The organism is Arthrobacter sp. Y3221160 (assembly GCF_059092585.1).
Map to the genome: position 1 here is coordinate 1 of NZ_JBNHHU010000002.1, position 15,922 is coordinate 15,922.

Here is a 15,922-nt window from a genome sequence, read left to right on the forward strand (position 1 = left end):
ACACACCACAGGGGCGGCACGCCACGGCACTTTCAACCAATAAATAATTGGTATCAACAAACTTGGCACACTATTGAGTTCTCAAACAACAGGAGCAAACGAATACTCTCCAAAACAATTTCTTCCGAAATCCGCTTTGCTTTTCTTCGCTGCGATGTGTCTACTTTATTTCATTCCTTTTCTTTCTGTCAAATCGGCGTTTCCGCTTCATTTACCTCGAGAAAAGGAACCCATCAAAAAAACCCAGCTAATTTGCCTGCGCACTCGGGCGCATGACAGTCGCTGTCTTTTATCGAAGGGGTTTGTCGCGTTCCGGCCGGCTGTTTCACAACCAGCGGCGGCGACTCAGAAAACATTACACGGCACCGGACGGGCCCGCAAATCGCCGGCGGGTGATGCCCGCCACTGATGCCGAAGGGCCCGCGGCCTCCCCTGACCAGGGGGACTGCGGGCCCTTCGACGTGGCCGGCTGACGTGCGACCGCCGCCGGATTCAGGCAGACACTTCGACCATGGCGAGCGTGCGCTTGCCGCGGCGCATCAACAGGTATTTGCCATGCAGGAACTGTTCACTCCCGACTGCGGCGTCCGGATCGGTAATCTTCTGGTTGTTAACGTAGGCGCCGCCCTCGGCTACGGTCCGCCGCGCCGCGGAATTGCTGGCGGCCAGACCGGACTGGACCAACAGGTCGATGATGCCGGTGGTAGCTGCACCGGTCACTGCGCTGGGCAGCTCGGCAGTGGCGGCGACAAGAGTCGCTTCGTCCAGCTCGGCCAGGTCGCCCTGCCCGAACAGTGCCGAGGAGGCGGCGATCACCTTCTCGGTGGCTGCGGGGCCGTGCACAATCGAGGTCACGTCGTAGGCCAACGCACGCTGTGCCTCACGGGCATGCGGCCGTTCGGCTACGGCGCGCTCAAGCGCTTCGATCTCCTCGCGGGAACGGAAGGTAAAGACCTTGAGCCGCTGCACCACGTCCGCGTCGGCAGTGTTGAGCCAGAACTGGTACATGGCGTAGGGGCTGCACATGTCCGCATCCAGCCAGATGGCATTGCCCTCGCTCTTGCCGAACTTGGTTCCGTCGGAGTTAGTGATCAGCGGCGTGCCGACGGCGTGGACAGACTGGCCCTCCACCTTGCGGATCAGCTCGATGCCGCTGGTGAGGTTGCCCCACTGGTCGGATCCGCCCGTCTGCAAGATGCAGCCGTACTGCCGGTACAGCTCCAGGTAATCCATGCCCTGCAGGATCTGGTAGCTGAATTCGGCGTAGCTGATCCCCTCGTCCGAGTTCAGCCGGGACGCGACGATGTCCTTCTTGACCATCGTCCCGACGCGGAAGTGCTTGCCGATGTCGCGCAGGAAGTCCAAGACACTCAGCGGGGCCGTCCAGTCCAGATTGTTGACCATGCGTGCGGCGTTCGTACCGTCGAAGTCCAGGAAGCGCTGCACCTGTCCCTGCAGGCGGTCCACCCATTCGGCGACGGTTTCCTTGGTGTTCATGGTGCGCTCGGCGGTAGGTCGGGGATCGCCGACCAGCCCGGTGGAGCCACCTACAAGGCCCAGCGGCTTGTGCCCCGCCAACTGGAGCCGGCGCATGGTCAGCAGCTGGACCAGGTTGCCCAGGTGAAGGCTGGGTGCGGTGGGGTCGAACCCGCAGTAATACGTGATCGGGTCCCCCGCCAGCAGCTTCTCCAGTTCGGCTTCATCGGTCGAAACATGGACGAGGCCGCGCCACTTCAGTTCCTGCCACACATTGGCAAAACCAGGGTCGTTGCGTTGGGAAGCGAAAAACGTATTATTCACGGATACCAAATTATCAGCCTTCGATGCCCTCGGGGACGTCGCCTTCGGCCAGCAGCCGGAGCCGCTGGGTCGGACGGGTCATGGCGACATAGAGATCCCCGACGCGGCCGCCGACCCGGTGCAGCAGCTCACCCGGCTCAAGCACGACGACGGCATCGAACTCCAGGCCCTTGGCCTCCTGCGGACCCAGCACGCTGATGTCCTGTTCCATCCCGCCGGCACCGCCGCCCACGCGTGCCCCATAGGCTGCGGCCAGCGCACTCCGGACGTCCGGCAGGCGGTGGTCGGAGGCAATAACAGCCAACAGACCGCCGTCGGCGGCGGCAAGCTCCTCGGGCATGACCTCCAAAAGCCGTTCGACCATGCGGCCCTCCGGCACCCGGTCCACGACCGGCGACCAGCGGCCGTCGCGCACGGCCTTCGGAGCCGTCACGACCAGGCCCGCTGCGTTGGCCATCCGGACGGCGGCCTGCGCAATCTGGGAGGGCGTGCGGTAGTTCACGGTCAGTTCTTCAAGCTGCCAGCGGTCGCCGGCGAACGGCTCAAGTGCCTGCTGCCACGATTCCGCGCCGGCGGCCGAACTCGTCTGGGCGATATCGCCGACGACGGTGAACGACTTTAGCGGGCAGCGGCGCATCAGCAGCCGCCACTGCATGGCCGACAACTCCTGCGCCTCGTCAACCACAATGTGGCCAAAGGCCCAGGTGCGGTCGACGGCGGCCCGTTCGGCAGCGGTGAAGCGGGTCTGCTGCGCCTGGTTGTAACCGGCCAGGTCCTCGGCGCTGACGACGCCGTCGATCCCGATGTCGCGCAGCATCTGGTCGACGTTCCGCAGCGATTGTTCCGCATTGGCGACGTCGCGGGCGCGGTCTGCATCCCGCTGGGCCTTGTCACGCCCGGCCGAGGCATCCATGTCCCCGAGCAGCTCCGCGGCTTCATCCAGCAACGGCACATCGGCTTCCGTCCACGGCGCATCCGCGGGGCGCAGCAGCAGCTTGCGTTCGGCGTCCGTCAGATCGGGAGCGGCCGCCTCGAGATGGGCCGGCTTGCTGAGCAGTTCCCTGACCAGCTGTTCCGGGGTCAGCGGCATCCAGCACAGATTAAGCGCCACCCTGACATCGCGGGAGGTGCGCACGTCTTCGATCAGATAGGCACGGTCCGCGTTGTTTCCCGGTCCGGACGATTTCTCCAGTGCCTCCCCCAGCTGGTCCGCCAGTTCGCGCAGCAGGATTTTCACGAACGTTACCCGGGCCGTGTTGTGTGGTTTGCCGGTCGCCCGTGCCCGGTCGCGGGCCCGTGCCACTTGGCGCGGCGTCAGCGTCAGCATGGTGCCTTCGACGTTGAGCCTGCGCGGTTCCGCCGGAAGCCTCTGCCGGTTGGCCACTGCGTTGGCCACGACGCCGGCCATGGCCAGGCGGCCTTTGATCTCGGCCACGGCCGGGTTGCTCTCGGACACGGCCCGTACGCCGGGCATCAGCCCGCCCAGGGTGGACATCACCACTCCGGTCTCGCCCAGCGAGGGAAGCACCCGCTCGATGTACTTCATGAAAGAGTTCGACGGCCCCACCAGCAGCACGCCGGCGGACTTCAGCCGTTCGCGGTGCGAATACAACAGGTAGGCCGCCCGGTGCAGGGCGACGGCGGTCTTGCCCGTACCGGGACCGCCCTGCACCACGAGGATCCCCGGCATCGGGGCCCTGATGATGCGGTCCTGTTCGGCCTGGATGGTGCCGACAATGTCGGACATGGCTCCGGTCCGCTTCGAATTCAGCGCCGCCAACAGGGCCCCTTCGCCCTGCAGGACCCCGTCCTCGGAGAGCATGGTCGGATCCAGCACGTCGTCTTCGATGCCCTTGACCTGGTGCCCCTGCAAAATCAGGTGCCGGCGCCGCCGGACTCCCAGCCGTTCGAAGGCCGTGGCCTGGTAGAACGCCCCGGCTTCGGGGGCCCGCCAGTCCACCATCAGCTGCTGCAGGTCTGCCGTGCTGAGTCCGATCCGCCCGATGTAGCGGCGGTCGCCGTCGTCCAGATCGAGTCTGCCGAACACCAACCGGTCGTCCACGGCGTTCAGTTGAGCCAGCCGGTCTTCGTACATGGTGGCGAACGCGTCGCGCTCGGAGATGTTCTGCATGCTTCCCACGGCGCCGCTGCTGCGGACGCGGGCCAACTGTTCCTGTTTCTCGGCGCGCAGTTCTTCCAGCCGGCGGTACAGCCCCGCCACATAGGCGCGCTCAAGTTCTAGCTCGGCATGGGCCGAAGGCGATTCAGGCATACGTGTTCCCTCCCCAAAAGGCAGACCGTCCATTCTACTACCGGCGCGCCAAATTTTCTTCCGCAGGAAGGACCGCGGTCGGGCGGGCACGCGCCCTTTCGCCAGGGACGCAATGGCCGGGGTTATTCACGCACCAGCGAGCGGATGCGGTGTCCGGTCAGGGCAGACCTGCCCCGCAGGGCCGAGAGCTCGAGGACCACGCCGAATCCGGCAACCTGCACCCCTGCCCGTTCGAAGAGGCGGCACGCCGCGCCGAGGGTCCCGCCGGTGGCCAGCACATCGTCCAGGATCAGGACGCGCGAACCCGGCACCAGTTCATCGGCATGGATTTCCAACGTGGCCGTGCCGTACTCCAGCGCGTAGTCTTCGGAAATCGTCCTGCGCGGCAGTTTGCCTTTCTTGCGCACGGTGATGACGCCGGTGCCCGAGGCATACGCGGCCGCGGCCGACAGCAGGAAGCCGCGGGCCTCGACACCGGCGACGGCGTCGAATTGGCCCTCGAACGGGTCGATTAGGGCATGCACCAAGGCGTGCAGCGCCTCGCCGTCGGCAAATACGGGAGTAAGGTCCCGGAAGATGATCCCTGGCTTCGGATAGTCCCGAACCGTTTCAGAAAGACGGTTGACCATGGCTTCAACTGATTCGCGGGGACGTTCATTCACCCGTCTACCCTACCCGCTGCCGGCGCGTCGGCGCGGCTTCGCGGCCCGGTACTGCGAGACCGTCGGGTCCCCTTCAAGCCAGAAACGCCATGGGTAGGCCGCGGTGCCGCCCTCGCCGCTCACGCCCACCCGCGGCCCGGTCCGCACATGCTGATTGGAGGCCCGGACTGCCGGCCGTGCGAGTTCCAGTTCCCCCTGGGCGAAGGCCCTGCCGTTGTCGGCAAGCGTCAGCCCCAGGGCAGTGGCCAGCCGGGCCGGCCCCCGTGCCAGTTCCGCATCGTTTTTGGCCGAAGCACGCCGGCTTCGGGCAAGGTCAAGGCCTTGGGTGATTTCACCGGCGCGGAGCAGGGCCCCGGTGGCCTGGCCGTCATGGCCGCACACGATATTCACGCAATGGTGCATGCCATAGGTGAAGTAGACATAGATGTGGCCCGGCGGGCCGAACATCGCCTTGTTGCGGTTTGTCGGGCCGCGGAAGCCATGCGATCCCGGGTCGTGCTCGCCCATGTAGGCCTCTACCTCGGTGAGCCGTACGGCTACTGTTCCCTCGGGCGTGGTGTGTGTCAGGCGGGCGCCGAGCAGCCCCGGAGCAACGTCCACGGCGGGCCGGGCAAGCCAGTGAAGTAACGCTGCGTCCACTAGGCCGGCTGCACCCGCTGGTAGAAGCGCGTCAGGGCTTCGAGCCGGTGGGCCGAATCATGCACATGGCCGCCGCCCAGCACCGTGGCGAGGGCATCCAGCCGCGCGTGCCAGCGGGCCATCAGGGCTTCGGGCGATATCTCGCGCCCGATGTTGTGCACCAGCAGCAGGCGGGTCTTGCCGTCGGCCGGTTCCAGCATCCAGTGCACGGTTCCGCTGCCCTCCGGAGCGGTCCAGGTGTAGTCGAGACGGCTGCCGGCGAGCACATACTCAACGTCCCCCTCAACCGTCCGTTCCGGCAGGGTGAATTCGACGGCGCCGCCGGTCTGCAGCTCCACGCGGCCGGGGCCCAGCCACTTGCCGAACAGATCCGGCTCGGTCAGGGCCGCCCAGACCTCCGTTGCGGCGGCGTCGAGCAACCGTTCGAAACGCAGGCTGGTGCGCCCCGAATCCTTTTGGGCGGTGCCCATCGAGTGCGAGAGCCGGAAGTGGCGGGCATAGGCCTCGCGCAGCCGTGCCCATCGACCGGGCTCCGGGTTTGACGGCCGCCCGCCCGCGACGGCGGCGAGTGCGTCCAGGATTGTTTGCCAGCCCGCGCTGCCTTCGGTCAGGAAGTCCGGCCCCTCGGCGCGCGAGCGGAACTGCAGCAAGGTACCGCCGTCGCTCTCCAGCACCCGCCATTCGATGACCGCTTCCTGCCCCAGCTCATCCTCCCAGCTGATCTGCAGGCTGAGCGGCGGATTCAGCTGCAGGACCGTACCGCTGGTGGTGCCGCCGCCCAGATCCAGCTCATAGGTATGGCCCAGCTGCCAGTCGGCGTCCAGCGTGCCGAGCCATTTGGCGACGTTGTCCTTTTCCGCCAGAAGGCTCCAGATGTAGCTGCGCGGGTAATCGAGCTGTCGGTCGAAGGCCAGGACGTAGTCCCCGTCAACCCGCTCGATCCGACCCTCCGGCACCAGCTTTTCCTCGTCCTGGCTCAGCGTCGACATGCTCGCTCCCTCGGCTCAGTGGCTCTCGACCCGTCGCTTCACAAACTACCGCAGCACTATTTGCTACCGGCCGGTAACTTACCCGTGCCGGGGTGCGGACGGCTCAGGGGCGGCCGCCGGAGACGTAGCCGCGTGCGCCGTCCAGCGCTGCCTCAAGCGCCGCGATCTGGGCGGCCACGGCGGTCGGGGCGGTGCCGCCCTGCGAACTGCGGCTGGCCAGCGAACCTTCGACCGTGAGCACTTCACGCACCTGTGGAGTCAGCTGCGGGGAAATAGCCGCGAATTCCTCGTCCGTCAGGTCCCAGAGTTCGACTCCGCGGCTTTCGGCCTGTCTTACGGCGGCACCGGACAGCTCGTGAGCTTCCCGGAACGGAATGCCCTGACGGACCAGCCATTCGGCGATGTCGGTGGCGAGCGCGAAGCCTTGCGGGGCCAGCGCCTCCAGCCGCTCGGTATTGAAGACAAGGGTTTCGATCATGCCGGCGACGGCGGGCAGCAGCAGCTCCAGGGTGTCTGCCGCGTCAAAGACCGGTTCCTTGTCTTCCTGCAGGTCACGGTTGTAGGCCAGCGGCAGGCCCTTGAGCGTGGCCAAGAGCCCCGTCAGGTCGCCGATCAGCCGGCCGGCCTTGCCGCGGGCCAATTCCGCGACGTCCGGATTCTTCTTCTGCGGCATGATCGAGGAGCCCGTGGAATAGGCATCGTCCAGCGTCACGAAGGAAAATTCCTTGGTGGCCCACAGGATGACTTCTTCCGATATCCGGGACAGGTCCACGCCGATCATGGCCGCGACCCAGCTGAATTCGGCAAAGACGTCCCGCGCGGCAGTTCCGTCGATCGAGTTCCAGGTTGCGGAGTCGAAGCCGAGGTCCGCCGCGACGGCGTTGGGATCCAGGCCGAGCGAGGAACCGGCCAGGGCACCGGAGCCGTAGGGAGAGACGGCGGCCCGCTTGTCCCAGTCCGCCAGCCGCTGGACGTCCCGCAGCAGCGCCCAGGCGTGGGCCAGCAGGTGATGGGACAGCAGCACCGGCTGCGCGTGCTGAAGGTGGGTGCGGCCCGGCATGGCAACCTCCGGATACCGGCGGGCCTGGGTGAGCAGCGCATCGATGGTTTCCAGCACTCCCCCCGCGATGATCCGTGCGTGGTCGCGCAGGTACATCCTGCCCAAGGTGGCGATCTGGTCGTTGCGGGACCGTCCGGCCCGAAGTTTTCCGCCCAGCTGGGCGCCGGCCCGTTCGATCAGCCCGCGCTCCAGGGAACCGTGCACGTCCTCGTCCGACTCGGCCGCCACGTACGCGCCCGACCGCACGTCGTCGTCGAGCCGGTCCAGGGCGGCGAGCATGCCTTGCAGTTCGGCGTCGTCGAGCAATCCGGCCTGGTGCAGGACCTTGGCGTGGGCACGGGAACCTGCGATGTCGTACTGTGCCAGGCGCCAGTCGAAATGCGTGGACTTGCTCAGCGCGGCCAGGGCATCGGCCGGGCCGCCGGCGAAGCGGCCGCCCCAGAGGGCGCCTTCGTTGGTGTGTCCGGTGGGGCTCTTCGGTTCCTGCGTCACGTTGTGTCTTCCCTTTCCGCCAGGTTGCCCTGGTGACGGTTCCGCACCCGGCCGTGCCGGCCGGCGGAGATGGCTCGTTGTGCCGGCTTCCGCGCCGGCGTCCGCTGCTGCTGCTGCTGCTGCTGCGACTAGGTTATGGGGTTCAGGCGTTGCGCGAGGATTCGTCGGCGAACTGCAGGAACCGTGCGGCGAGCGCCGCTCCGCCGGCCGGATCCCGAGTCACCAGCAGAACGGTGTCGTCGCCCGCAATTGTGCCCAGGACCGACGGCATGACCGAGTGGTCGATGGCCAGCGCCAGGAAGTTGGCCGCCCCCGGCGGTGTCCGCAGGACCACCAGGTTTGCGGAGGCCTCGGCGGTGACCAGCAGGTCGGCACAGAGCCTGGCCAGCCGGGCGTCCAGGATCTCCTGGGTGACACCGCTCTGCGGCGTGCGTTCCCCGCCCTCGCCGGGCACCGCGTAGATCAGCCCGCCGTCCTGGCCGCGCACCCGTACCGCACCCAGTTCCACCAGGTCCCGCGAGAGCGTGGCCTGGGTTACCTGGACACCCTCGTCCGCCAGCCGGGCGGCCAGTTCCGCCTGCGAGCGCACCGACTCGCCGGTGAGGATCGCGGTGATCTTGGCCTGGCGGGCGGTCTTGGTGGCCGGCATCGTGTTCACCGCCGTCAGCTCCCGGCCAGTGGAGCCAGCGACGACCGGTCCATCAGCCATGCCATCAGCGCCTTCTGGGCGTGCAGCCGGTTCTCCGCCTCGTCCCACACCACCGACTGGGGGCCGTCGATGACCTCGGCGGCGATCTCGTAGCCGCGGTAGGCGGGCAGGCAGTGCAGCACGACGGCGTCGTCGGCTGCCAGCTTCAGGGCCGCCTGGTCCACGGCGTAGTCCTTGAACAGTTCCAGCCGCTCCGCCTTCTCCTCTTCCTGCCCCATCGAGACCCACGTGTCCGTGGCGACGACGTCGGCCTCCGCCAGCGCCTTGGCGGGATCCGTGGTGACCAGAACCGAGCCGCCGGTTTCGGCGGCGCGTGCTTCGGCTTCGGCCACGACCGAAGCCGCCGGGAGGTGCCCGGCGGGTCCGGCGATCCGCACGTGCATCCCCGCCGTCGCTCCCGCGAGCAGGTACGAGTTGGCCATGTTGTTGGCCGCATCGCCCAGATAGGTCATGGTGAGTCCGGCCAGCTTGCCTTTGTGTTCCTGCACCGTCAGCAGGTCGGCCAGCAATTGGCAGGGGTGGTAGTCGTCGGAGAGCGAGTTGATGACCGGCACACGGGACAGCGCCGCCATCTCCTCCAACCCGGCATGGGCGTAGGTCCGCCAGACGACCGTGGAGACCATCCGTTCCAACACCTTGATGGTGTCGGAGACGGACTCTTTGTGTCCCAGCTGCGATTCGCCGGGATTGATGACGAGCGGCACCCCGCCCAGGTCGGCGATCCCGGCGGCGAAGGACACCCGGGTGCGCGTGGAGGTCTTGTCAAAGATCACGGCCACGGTCTTACGTCCCGCCCCGTCGCCGGCATACGGCTGGTAGCGGTAGGGGGACCGCTTCATGTCGGCGGCCAACTGCAGCACTTCCGCCTGTTCGGCCGGGCTGAGGTCGGTGTCCTTCAGGAAGTGGCGGGTCATGATGCGTCCTTGCTGGTGGCGGCGGCCAGGGCAGCCGCGGTGGTCAGGATGTCCGGCAGCGCGGCGGTGAACCGGGCGGCCTCTTCGGCGGTCAGGATCAGCGGCGGGGCCAGCCGCAGCGTGCGCGGGCCGGGGTTGTTGATGATGAAGCCGGCTTCCAGGGCGGCGGCCACCGCGGCAGCGGCGATGTCGGCATCCAGGTCGATCCCGATCAGCAAGCCCTCGCCGCGGACCTCGGCGACGTGTTCCAGGCCGGCCAGCTCCGCGCGCAGCCGCTCCCCCAGTCCGGAGGCGTGGGCCAGCAGCCCGCGCGACTCGATGGCCTGCAGCGTCGCCAGGCCTGCCGCCGTCGCCACCGGGTTGCCGCCGAACGTCGTTCCGTGCTGGCCCGCCGTCAGGAGTTCGGAAGTAGTTGCCCCGAAGGTGATCAACGCGCCGACGGGCAGCCCGCTGCCCAGGCCCTTGGCCAGGGTGATGGCATCCGGGACGATCTGCTCGCCGCCGGCCACGCCGCCCTGGAACGCGAACCAGTTGCCGGTGCGGCCGACGCCGGTCTGCACCTCGTCCAAAATCAGCAGCGCGCCCGCGGCCTCGGTCGCTTCGCGCGCCGCCTTCAGGTAGCGCGCGGGCAGCGGCCGGACGCCCACCTCCCCCTGGATTGGTTCCAGCACGACGGCGGCCACGGACTCGTCGACGGCGGCGCGGAGGGCCTCCTCGTCGCCGAAGGGAAGGTGGACCACGCCGCCGGGCAGCGGTTCGAACGGTTCGCGGTAGGACTGCTTGGCCGTCAGCGCCAAAGCCCCCATGGTCCGGCCGTGGAAAGCGCCCTCCAGGGCCAGGATCTTGGTCCGGGTGGGGCTCGAGTTTCGCCGGGCCAGCTTGAACGCCGCTTCGTTGGCTTCGGTGCCGGAGTTGGCGAAGAACACCTTGGAACCTGCCGGAGCGGCGGCGAGCTGCAGCAACCGCTCCGCCAGCGCAATTTGTGCCGGGCTGGTGAAGAAGTTGGAGACGTGGCCGAGGGTGGACAACTGGGCGGCCACGACTCCGGTCAGGAACTCGTCCGCGTGGCCGAGCGCGTTCACCGCGATCCCGCCGAGCAGGTCCAGGTATTCCCTGCCGTCCGCGTCCCACACGATGCAGCCCTTGCCGCGCACCAGGACGCGCTGCGGGGTGCCGAAGACCCCCATCAGCGAACCGCGGTACTTCTCCAGCAGCTGCCGGTTGTCCAGGCCTTCCAGTGCTTCCAGCCCGGCGAGGCCGGCGGCCGGGGAAACGGTATGCGGGGTGTTCATGCTGCGTCTCCGTCCGGGACGACCTGGGTGCCGATGCCGGCCGCGGTAAAGATTTCCAGCAGGATCGAGTGCGGCATCCTGCCATCGACGACGGCGGCGCGTTCCACTCCGCCGTCGACCGCCTTGAGGCAGGCTTCCATCTTGGGAATCATGCCGGACTGCAGCCGCGGCAGCAGCTCGCGCAGCTCCCCCGCCGTCAGCGACGAGATCAAGGAGGACTTGTCCGGCCAGTTGGCGTACAGCCCCTCGACGTCGGTGAGGATGACCAGCCGCGAGGCGTGCAAGGCGTCCGCCACCGCAGCGGCCGCGGTATCGGCGTTGACGTTGAGCACCTGGTTGGTGCCTTCGCCGTCGCCGCCGATTTCCGGTGCCACGGTGGAGATCACCGGGATGCGGCCGGCGTCGAGCAAATCCAGGATGGCGGACGGGTTGACGCCGACGACTTCGCCGACCAGGCCCAGGTCGATGTCTTCGCCGTCCACCACGGTGCCCGTGCGCACCGCCTGCAGCAGCCCGCCGTCTTCACCGGAGAGGCCCACGGCGTACGGCCCGTGCGAATTGATCAGGCCCACCAGTTCCCGGCCGACTTGTCCGGTGAGCACCATGCGCACCACGTCCATGGCCTCGGGGGTGGTGACCCGCAGTCCGCCCTTGAACTCGGACTCGATGCCCAGCCGCGAGAGCATGGCGTTGATCTGCGGTCCGCCGCCGTGGACGACCACCGGCTTGATGCCGGCGTGGTGGAGGAAAACGATGTCTTCGGCGAACGCCTGCCGCAGTTCATCGTTGACCATGGCGTTGCCGCCGTACTTGATCACCATGGTGGTGCCGGCGAACCGCTGGATCCAGGGCAGGGCCTCGATCAGCGTGGCGGCCTTGTCCTGGGCCATCAGCATCGTGTTCATCTCGGTCCTCAGCTGGAGTAGGCGGAGTTCTCATGCACGTATTCGTGCGTGAGGTCATTGGTCCAGATGGTTGCGGTCTCCCTGCCGGCATTAAGGTCGATCACCACGGCCACGTCGCGGCCGTTCAGGTCCACCAGGTCGCGCGGTTCGCCCACGCCGCCGTTTCGGCAGACCTGCACGCCGTTCATGCTGACGTTGAGCTGGTCCGGGTCGAAGGCGGCGTCGGTCGTGCCCACCGCGGACAGCACGCGTCCCCAGTTCGGATCCTTGCCGAAGATGGCGGTCTTGAACAGATTGGAGCGGGCCACGGCGCGGCTGACGGTTTCCGCATCCCGCTCGGAGGCGGCGTTGATCGTGGTGACCGCGATGTCGTGGCTGGCGCCCTCGGCATCGGTAATCAGTTGCCGCGCCAGATCCGCGCAGACGCCGGTCAGCGCCGCGGTGAAGTCCTCCAGCGCGGGAATGGCCCCGGAAGCGCCCGAAGCCAGCAGCACCACCGTGTCGTTGGTGGACATGCAGCCGTCGGAATCCGTCCGGTCGAAGGTAAGCCGCGTGGCCTCGCGCAACGCCAACTGCAGCGCCGGCGGTGCGAGTTCGGCGTCCGTGGTGATGACCACCAGCATGGTGGCCAGGCCCGGGGCAAGCATGCCGGCGCCCTTGGCCATGCCGCCGATGCTGTACCCGCCGCCGGTGAACAGGGCCTGCTTGGAAACGGAATCGGTGGTCATGATGGCTTCGGCCGCGTCGGCACCGCCGTCGCCGGACAACGCCGCTGCAGCAGCTTCGACACCCGGCAGCAGCTTGTCCATCGGCAGCTGCTCGCCGATCAGCCCGGTGGAGCACACCACCACGTCGCCCGAGGAGATACCGAGCAGGGCTGCGGTTTTCTCGGCGGTGGCGTGGGTGTTCTGGAAGCCCTCGGCCCCGGTGCAGGCGTTGGCACCGCCGGAATTCAGCACCACCGCGTCCACGCGGCCGTCGCCGACCACCTGCCGCGACCAGTGCACGGGAGCGGCCGCCACGCGGTTCGAGGTAAAGACTGCCGCCGCCGCCCGCTGTGGTCCGTCGTTGACCACCAGCGCGACATCGGGCTTGCCGGAGGCTTTCAGGCCGGCGGTGGCACCGGCGGCACGAAATCCCTGTGGTGCGGTAACGCTCACGGTGCTATCCCCTGCTGGGTCAGGCCGGCGGTCTCGTCGAGGCCGAGGGCGATGTTCATGGACTGGATGGCGCCGCCGCCGGTTCCCTTGGTGAGGTTGTCGATGGCGCAGGTGACGACGGCGCGGCCCGCGTGCTCGTCGAAGGCCAACTGCAGGACGGCATGGTTGCTGCCCTGCACCGACTTGGTATTCGGCCACTGGCCCTCGGGCAGCAGGTGCACGAACGGTTCATCAGCGTAGGCGGCCTCCCAGGCGCGGCGCAGCGACGCGGCATCCGTACCGGGTTTGATGCGCGCCGTGGCGGTGGTCAGGATGCCGCGGCTCATCGGCGCGAGCGTGGGAGTAAACGAGATCGTGACCGCCTCGCCGGCGGCGGCCGAGAGCCCCTGCTCGATTTCCGGAGTGTGCCGGTGTCCGCCGCCAACCCCGTAGGGGCTCATGCCGCCCATGACTTCCGAACCGATCAGGTGTACCTTCGCGGACTTGCCGGCCCCCGAGGTGCCGGACGCGGCGACAATCACCACGTCACCGGGCTCCAGCAGCCCGGCCGCGAAGCCCGGGGCCAGAGCCAGCAGCGAACTGGTGGGATAGCAGCCCGGGACGGCGATCCGGCGGGCGCCGCGCAGCTTTTCCCGGTGGCCGGGAAGCTCCGGAAGGCCGTAGGGCCAGCTGCCGGCATGGGCGGTGCCGTAGAACTTCTCCCAGGACACAGGGTCCACCAGCCGGTGGTCCGCGCCCGCATCCACTACCAGGGTGTCTGCCGGCAGCGCGGCGGCGATCTCAGCGCTGGCGCCATGCGGCAGCGCCAGGAACACCACGTCGTGCCCGGCCAGGTTCTCGACGGTTGTGTCGACCAGGACTTTGTCCGCCAGCGCATGCAGGTGCGGCTGCAGTTCCCCCAACCGCGAACCGGCACTGCTGTGGGCGGTGACGGCTCCGACCGAGACCTCGGGGTGGTTCGCCAGCAGGCGGAGGACCTCGCCGCCCGCGTAACCGCTGGCGCCGGAGACTGCAACCTTAATTGTCATGGCATCCAGCATACAGCAAGACTATGCACCGGAGAGGATAATTATGCATTGTCCTGCGTGCCCTGCCGCCGGATGCGGCGGGCCGGGGGCGCGGACGTTAGCGCCTACGATGGGTTCTGAGCCGGCCGGCCCTCAGCGGCCAGATGCCACCGCCGGCACCGACTGTCCCGAGTACCTTAAGGAGACCCTCCATGGCCAAGGCGATCGTGGCCGCCGCACCCGGCGGTCCGGAAGTACTGCAACTGCGCGAGGTCGACACCCCCCGGCCCGGCCCGGGCCAGCTGCTGGTCAAAGTTGCCGCGGCGGGTGTGAACTTCGTCGAGACCTATGAGCGCAGCGGCGTCTACAACGTCCCGTTTCCGTACACGCCCGGCTCCGAAGCCGCCGGCACGGTCGAGGCCGTCGGCCCGGGGGTCGACGGCTTCGCCCCCGGTGACCGCGTCGCCTTCGCCGAGGGCGACCGCACCTACGCGGAGTTCACCGTGGTCTCCGCCGACGCGGCGCTCCCGGTGCCGGAAGGCGTGGACGACGACGTGGCGGCCGCCATCCCGCTGCAGGGCATGACGGCGCATTACCTCATTAACTCCAGCTTCAGGGTCCAGCCGGGCCAGACCGTACTCACCCATGCGGGTGCCGGCGGAGTAGGCCTGATCCTGACGCAGCTGCTCAAAGCCAAGGGCGCCCGCGTGATCACCACGGTGTCTACCGACGAAAAGGAAGAACTGGCCCGCAGCGCCGGGGCGGATGAGGTGCTCCGCTACGACGGCTTTGCCGGACAGGTGCGCGAACTGACCGCCGGCACCGGGGTGGACGTGGTGTACGACGGCGTCGGCAGGGACACCTTCGACGGTTCGCTGGCCAGCCTGCGCACCCGCGGCATGCTCGTGCTCTTCGGCGGCGCGTCGGGCCAGGTGCCGCCGTTCGACCTGCAGCGGCTCAACCGGGGCGGCTCCTTGTTCGTCACCCGCCCCAACCTCGCCGACCATCTGCTCACGCCGCAGGAGCGGCGCTGGCGCTCCAGCGAATTGTTCGACGCCGTCCTGTCGGGCCGCCTGGACATCCGGATCGGCCGGACATATCCGCTGGCCGAGGCGGCGCAGGCACACGAGGACCTGCAAGCCCGCCGCACCACGGGCAAGCTGCTGCTGGTTCCGTAAGGGCGGCCCCCGGTTGCCGTCGACGCCCGCCCTCGCTGCCGGCGCCGGCGGTCCCGGCGCCGGCGGAGGAGGAGGAAATTGCCGCGGACGGGGAGGGCGGGCGGAGCGCCTGCCCTCCCCGTTCAGCCCTGGACGGCCGCAGTTTCCCGGTAGGTGATTTTCGGGTCGGCCGACCCGCCAACGGCCAGCGCCGCGGCGAGGCCGGGCGGCACTTCCCCGCCGGCATCCGCGAGGGTGAGGTCCAGCAGTTGCAGCCCGGGACGGTCTCCCGCTTCCCCGGGCCAGCCGGACAGCTGGGGTTCGCCGTCCGCACCGGCGACGCCGATCGTATCGGGCGGCAGCCGCAGGCCGTGGCCTGTCGACTTCAGCACGGCCTCTTTCCTGGTCCACAGCCGGGCCCGCAGCAGGCGCGGGTCGGCTGCCTGCTCCACCAGGGTCCGCTCCGCGTCCGTGAGCATGACGGCGTCGATGTTGTCCTCCGGCCGAAAAGCGTCCGCCCAGGCGTCTTCGATGTCGACTCCGAGCAGCACGGGCCGGAAGGACAGTGCGGCCAGCAGCCAGCGGCCCGAGCGGGCGTAGCTCAGGCGGGCGGGGGCCGGAGCGCCGTCCAGCAGCAGGTGCGGCTGGCCATGCCGGCCATCGTTGCCCCGCGTGCATTGGCGGCAGTCGAAGGCGAGCCGCATCCGGTCGGGGTCGACGTTCAGTTCCCGCGCCGCCAGCAGGCGGACGGCTTCGCGGGTGTGGGCGCGGACGCTGGGGCGCCGGTCCGGCCCGCTGGCGGCCGGGAACCCGTTTGGCAGCTGCACCAGCTGCAGTATCACCTGGGCCTTCATGCGTTCCTTT

At 68.3% G+C, this 15,922-nt stretch carries 15 protein-coding genes; 2 read left to right on the forward strand and 13 right to left on the reverse strand.

What is annotated here, in order from left to right; translation table 11 throughout:
• On the forward strand, positions 1–276 hold a 276-nt coding region (locus AC5RWG_RS13000), incomplete at its 5' end, for a hypothetical protein (protein WP_494167126.1).
• A gap of 216 nt (positions 277–492) precedes the next feature.
• Here the strand turns inward: AC5RWG_RS13000 and tyrS are convergent.
• From tyrS to argC, 12 genes are all read right to left on the reverse strand, one after another.
• Positions 493–1,809, reverse strand: a complete 1,317-nt coding sequence (tyrS, locus tag AC5RWG_RS13005; protein WP_494167127.1) for a tyrosine--tRNA ligase — start codon at positions 1,807–1,809, stop codon at positions 493–495.
• A 4-nt stretch (positions 1,810–1,813) separates the two neighbouring features.
• On the reverse strand, positions 1,814–4,072 hold the full coding sequence (locus tag AC5RWG_RS13010) for a HelD family protein (RefSeq protein WP_494167128.1): 2,259 nt from the start codon (positions 4,070–4,072) through the stop codon (positions 1,814–1,816).
• A 122-nt stretch (positions 4,073–4,194) separates the two neighbouring features.
• Entirely contained in the window at positions 4,195–4,701 is a 507-nt protein-coding gene (locus AC5RWG_RS13015; protein ID WP_493977814.1) for an adenine phosphoribosyltransferase, read from the reverse strand.
• Positions 4,702–4,743: 42 nt separating this feature from the next.
• Positions 4,744–5,373, reverse strand: coding sequence for a DNA-3-methyladenine glycosylase (locus AC5RWG_RS13020; RefSeq protein WP_494167129.1), 630 nt, complete (start codon positions 5,371–5,373; stop codon positions 4,744–4,746).
• Positions 5,373–6,362 carry an SRPBCC domain-containing protein gene (locus AC5RWG_RS13025; protein WP_494002365.1) on the reverse strand — a complete coding sequence of 330 codons (990 nt, stop codon included), beginning with the start codon at positions 6,360–6,362 and terminating at the stop codon, positions 5,373–5,375. The genes AC5RWG_RS13020 and AC5RWG_RS13025 overlap by 1 nt, the downstream gene beginning before the upstream one ends.
• Before the next feature lie 103 nt (positions 6,363–6,465).
• Complete coding sequence (argH, locus tag AC5RWG_RS13030; protein WP_494158023.1) at positions 6,466–7,914, reverse strand: argininosuccinate lyase; 1,449 nt, start codon at positions 7,912–7,914, stop codon at positions 6,466–6,468.
• 142 nt (positions 7,915–8,056) lie between these two features.
• Positions 8,057–8,623, reverse strand: a complete 567-nt coding sequence (locus tag AC5RWG_RS13035; RefSeq protein ID WP_494002367.1) for an arginine repressor — start codon at positions 8,621–8,623, stop codon at positions 8,057–8,059.
• Complete coding sequence (gene argF / locus AC5RWG_RS13040) at positions 8,578–9,537, reverse strand: ornithine carbamoyltransferase (RefSeq protein WP_494002368.1); 960 nt, start codon at positions 9,535–9,537, stop codon at positions 8,578–8,580. The genes AC5RWG_RS13035 and argF overlap by 46 nt, the downstream gene beginning before the upstream one ends.
• Positions 9,534–10,829, reverse strand: coding sequence for an acetylornithine transaminase (locus AC5RWG_RS13045; protein WP_494167130.1), 1,296 nt, complete (start codon positions 10,827–10,829; stop codon positions 9,534–9,536). Before AC5RWG_RS13045 ends, argF begins: the two co-directional genes overlap by 4 nt.
• Positions 10,826–11,734 carry an acetylglutamate kinase gene (argB, locus tag AC5RWG_RS13050; protein WP_493977787.1) on the reverse strand — a complete coding sequence of 303 codons (909 nt, stop codon included), beginning with the start codon at positions 11,732–11,734 and terminating at the stop codon, positions 10,826–10,828. The genes AC5RWG_RS13045 and argB overlap by 4 nt, the downstream gene beginning before the upstream one ends.
• 8 nt (positions 11,735–11,742) lie before the next feature.
• A complete protein-coding gene (argJ, locus tag AC5RWG_RS13055) occupies positions 11,743–12,894 on the reverse strand; it encodes a bifunctional glutamate N-acetyltransferase/amino-acid acetyltransferase ArgJ (RefSeq protein ID WP_494167131.1) in 1,152 nt (383 codons plus the stop codon).
• A complete protein-coding gene (argC, locus tag AC5RWG_RS13060) occupies positions 12,891–13,922 on the reverse strand; it encodes an N-acetyl-gamma-glutamyl-phosphate reductase (protein ID WP_494026338.1) in 1,032 nt (343 codons plus the stop codon). Before argC ends, argJ begins: the two co-directional genes overlap by 4 nt.
• 191 nt (positions 13,923–14,113) lie before the next feature.
• Between argC and AC5RWG_RS13065 the strand changes: the two genes are divergently transcribed.
• Positions 14,114–15,079 (forward strand): quinone oxidoreductase family protein, encoded by a 966-nt coding sequence (locus AC5RWG_RS13065; RefSeq protein ID WP_494023837.1) that lies wholly within the window; start codon positions 14,114–14,116, stop codon positions 15,077–15,079.
• A 122-nt stretch (positions 15,080–15,201) separates the two neighbouring features.
• Here the strand turns inward: AC5RWG_RS13065 and AC5RWG_RS13070 are convergent, their stop codons facing one another.
• Entirely contained in the window at positions 15,202–15,912 is a 711-nt protein-coding gene (locus tag AC5RWG_RS13070) for a 4'-phosphopantetheinyl transferase family protein (RefSeq protein WP_494002374.1), read from the reverse strand.
• Positions 15,913–15,922: the final 10 nt, after the last annotated feature.